Below are 3,812 nucleotides of genomic sequence, written 5' to 3' on the forward strand. Positions count from 1 at the left end.
CTTCGCGTCGCTGTCGGCGATGAGGGCTGCGGCGGCCGCTTTCGGATCCGTCGCGCGTTGATACTCGAATGAATACATGTCGAATGCTCCGCTCAGGATCTCAGTGGGGTTGCTTGGCGCTTGAATTGGCCGCGTGAATCGCCGACCACACGCGATGCGGTGTCGCCGGCATTTGCAGATCGGTCACGCCGAGCGGCGCGAGCGCGTCGAGGATCGCGTTGATCACTGCCGGCGGCGAGCCGATCGCGCCGGCCTCGCCGCACCCTTTCACACCGAGCGGATTGTGCGTGCACGGCGTGCCCTTCACGGTTTCGACGGTGAAGTTCGGCAGATCGGACGCATGCGGCATCGCGTAGTCCATGTAGGAGCCGGACAGCAACTGGCCACTTTCGTTGTCGTACACGCAGCGTTCCAGCATCGCCTGACCGATGCCCTGCGCGAGTCCGCCGTGCACCTGGCCTTCGACGATCATCGGGTTGATCACGTTGCCGAAATCGTCGACCGCGGTGAACTGCTGGATGCGGCACACGCCCGTTTCGGGATCGACTTCGATCTCGCAGATGTATGCGCCGGATGGGTAGGTGAAGTTGGTCGGATCGTAAAACGCGCTTTCTTCGAGACCCGGTTCGAGCACGTCGAGCGGATAGTTGTGCGGCACATACGCCGCGAGCGAGATGTCGGCGAACGCCTTGGTGCGATCGGTGCCCGCGACGCGGAACACACCGTCCTTGAACTCGATGTCTTCCGCTGCGGCTTCCAGCAGATGTGCGGCGATTTTTTTTGCCTTGGTTTCGATCTTGTCGAGCGCCTTCATGATCGCCGAGCCGCCCACTGCAATCGAGCGCGAGCCATAGGTGCCCATGCCGAACGGGATGCGGCCGGTGTCCCCGTGAACGATCTCGACGCTTTCCAGCGCAATGCCGAGCCGGTCCGCGACCACTTGCGCGAAGGTTGTTTCGTGGCCTTGGCCATGACTGTGCGAGCCGGTGAACACGGTGACGGAACCCGTCGGGTGCACACGGATCTGGCCGACTTCGAAGAGCCCGGCGCGTGCGCCGAGTGCGCCGGCGATGTTCGACGGCGCCAACCCGCACGCCTCGATGTAGCACGAGTAGCCGAGACCGCGGCGCTTGCCGTTCTTCTCCGATTCCTGCCTGCGGGCTTCGAAGCCCTTCACGTCCGCCAGTTCGAGCGAGCGCGCGAGGATGGTTTCGTAGTCGCCGGTGTCGTAAGTGAGGCCAACCGGTGTGGCGTACGGAAACTCGCGGATGAAATTGCGGCGACGGATTTCCGCGGGATCGAGTTTCATCTCGCGTGCCGCGGTTTCGACCAGGCGCTCGACCACGTATGTCGCTTCGGGACGGCCGGCGCCGCGGTAGGCATCGACCGGCACGGTATTGGTGAAGACTGCTTTCACCTCGGCGTAGATGGCGGGCGTCGTGTACTGGCCGGCGAGCAGCGTGGCGTACAGGATGGTCGGCACGCTCGAGGCGAAGGTCGACAGATACGCGCCCATGTTGGCGATCGTATGGATGCGCATCGCGAGGAATTTGCCGTCGGCGTCCATGGCCAATTCGGCTTTGGTCACGTGATCGCGGCCGTGTGCGTCGGACACGAAAGCTTCCGAGCGCTCCGCGGTCCATTTGATCGGCCGACGAATCTTCTTCGACGCCCACGTCAGCGCGACGTCTTCGGCGTACAGGAAGATCTTCGACCCGAAGCCGCCGCCGACATCCGGCGCGATGACGCGCAGTTTCGATTCCGGCAGCGACAACACGAACGCGGCCATCAACAGGCGTTCCACGTGCGGATTCTGGTTCGCGACGTAGAGCGTGTAGCTGTCGTCCTGCACGGAGTAGCTCGCGTTGACCGCGCGCGGCTCGATGGCGTTCGGGATCAGGCGGTTATTGACGATGTCGAGCGTGGTGACGTGCGCCGCTTTGGCGAAGGCGGCGTCGGTCGCGGCTTTGTCGCCGTGGCCCCAGTTGTAACAGACGTTGTCCGGCACTTCGTCGTGAACCGCTGCCTGGCCTGGATCGGCGGCGTGGGCGGTGTCGACCACGGCCGGCAGCACGTCGTAATCGACCTCGATCAGTTCGGCGGCGTCTTTGGCGGCCTTGATCGAATCGGCGATGACGAGCGCGACCTGATCGCCGACGTGGCGCGCTTTCGTATGCGCAATGATCGGATGGGGCGGCTCGTTCATCGGCTTGCCGTCGGTACTGTGGATCAGCCAGCCGCACGGCAGGCCGCCGACGTTGTCGGCGGCCATGTCCGTGCCGGTGAAGATCGCGATCACACCCGGCGACTGCTTGGCCGCGGCCGTATCGATGCTGTTGATTTTTGCGTGCGCGTGCGGCGAGCGCAGAAATACCGCGAAGGTTTGCTGGGGCAGGACGATGTCGTCGGTGTACTGACCGTTGCCGGTCAGGAACCGATAGTCTTCCTTACGTTCGACGGAGGCGCCGATCAGGTGATGGGTTTCGGGTGCGTTCATCGTCGTCTCCTCAGGCGGTAACCGGCGCGGCGGCTGCGACCGGGTTCGCGGGGGCGCTGGCCGTGCCGGAGGATTTCATGCCTTCGGCGCCTTCGAGCACTGCTTTGACGATGTTGTGATATCCCGTACAGCGGCACAGGTTGCCGTCGAGTTGGGCGCGCACATCGTCGCCGGTGAGATTGGGCTGACGTTCGACGAGCGAGACCGCGCTCATGACCATGCCGGGCGTACAGAAACCGCACTGCAGGCCGTGGCAGTGTTTGAAGGCGGCTTGCATGGGGTGCAGGGCACCGTCTTTGGCGAGTCCTTCGATGGTGGTGATGTGGGCGCCTTCGGCCTGGACCGCGAGGATGTTGCAGGATTTGATCGCGCGGCCGTTCAGGTGGACGGTGCAGGCGCCGCACTGGGCGGTGTCGCAGCCGATGTGCGTGCCTGTGAGGCGAAGTTGATCGCGCAGGAACTGAACAAGCAGGGTGCCAGGGTCGATTGAGGCGCTGATGGGCGCGCCGTTCACCGTCAGACTGATGCTGATCGCCATGCAGTTGTCTCCTTATGGGGTGAGACCGGACCTTTTTCTTGCCTTCGGCTGCCTGTTTGGGAGGTCCGATGAGGGTGATGCTGGGTTGCGGCTTTTTTATGGGTCTGCCGAAAAGTAAAGCACAAATTGGGTGGGGGCGCTATTGGGTTGTGCCTGCGGTGGGTGTTGTTTGGCCGCCTACGGCGTTGGGTTGGTTGGGCTTTTGCCTGCGTGGCGCTTGTTGTCTGGTTGCTTACGGCGTTGGCCTTTCCTTGATTTCTTATTGGTCTATTAGCGTCGCCCCTGTGCGGGGCGGGCACTTACTTCTCTTTGCCGGCCGCCGCAAAGAGAAGTAAGCAAGAGAAAGCGGCTTAAACCGCGAATACTTAAGCGGGTCCCTCGCACAGCCACGGTAGTGGCGCATCTGGACTCTGTCTTCTCGCACATTCGGCGTGAGTGACAAAGCACTCATCCTTCCCGCCTCGCACTACGTGCTCGCCGGAAGGGTTCATCGGACGAAGAGTGGCTTTGTTTGGGGGGTGTCGGCTTCGCCTCGGCGCGAATATGCTCCACGGCAATGCATCCGGACAGCGATTGGTTTTCGGAAATGCTCTACGGAGATCGCGCGAAACCATTGGTTTTACTAAGTGTTTTGAGGCGACATGTCCAAAAACCCAATGTTTTTTCGAAGCCCCCTTCGGCGCGCGCAGCGCCGCCGGAAGTATGACTGCTGTGTCACTCACGCGAAATGCGCGAGAACACAGATTCCAGATGCACCACTACCGTGACTGTGCGGGG

At 62.5% G+C, this 3,812-nt stretch carries 2 protein-coding genes; both read right to left on the reverse strand.

The window, feature by feature from the left end:
• Positions 1–100: 100 nt before the first annotated feature.
• Positions 101–2,497, reverse strand: a complete 2,397-nt coding sequence (locus QOC89_RS24020; RefSeq protein ID WP_323047298.1) for a xanthine dehydrogenase family protein molybdopterin-binding subunit — start codon at positions 2,495–2,497, stop codon at positions 101–103.
• Between the two features lie 10 nt (positions 2,498–2,507).
• Positions 2,508–3,035 (reverse strand): (2Fe-2S)-binding protein, encoded by a 528-nt coding sequence (locus tag QOC89_RS24025; RefSeq protein WP_323047299.1) that lies wholly within the window; start codon positions 3,033–3,035, stop codon positions 2,508–2,510.
• Positions 3,036–3,812: the final 777 nt, after the last annotated feature.

The sequence above is a fragment of the Paraburkholderia sp. genome, assembly GCF_034668105.1.
GTDB lineage: Bacteria > Pseudomonadota > Gammaproteobacteria > Burkholderiales > Burkholderiaceae > Paraburkholderia.

Bases quoted from the DNA above. Each gene is read 5' to 3' on its own strand.
- QOC89_RS24025 (WP_323047299.1), bottom strand. From the start codon at position 3,035: ATGGCGATCAGCATCAGTCTGACGGTGAACGGCGCGCCCATCAGCGCC.
- QOC89_RS24020 (WP_323047298.1), bottom strand. From the start codon at position 2,497: ATGAACGCACCCGAAACCCATCACCTGATCGGCGCCTCCGTCGAACGT.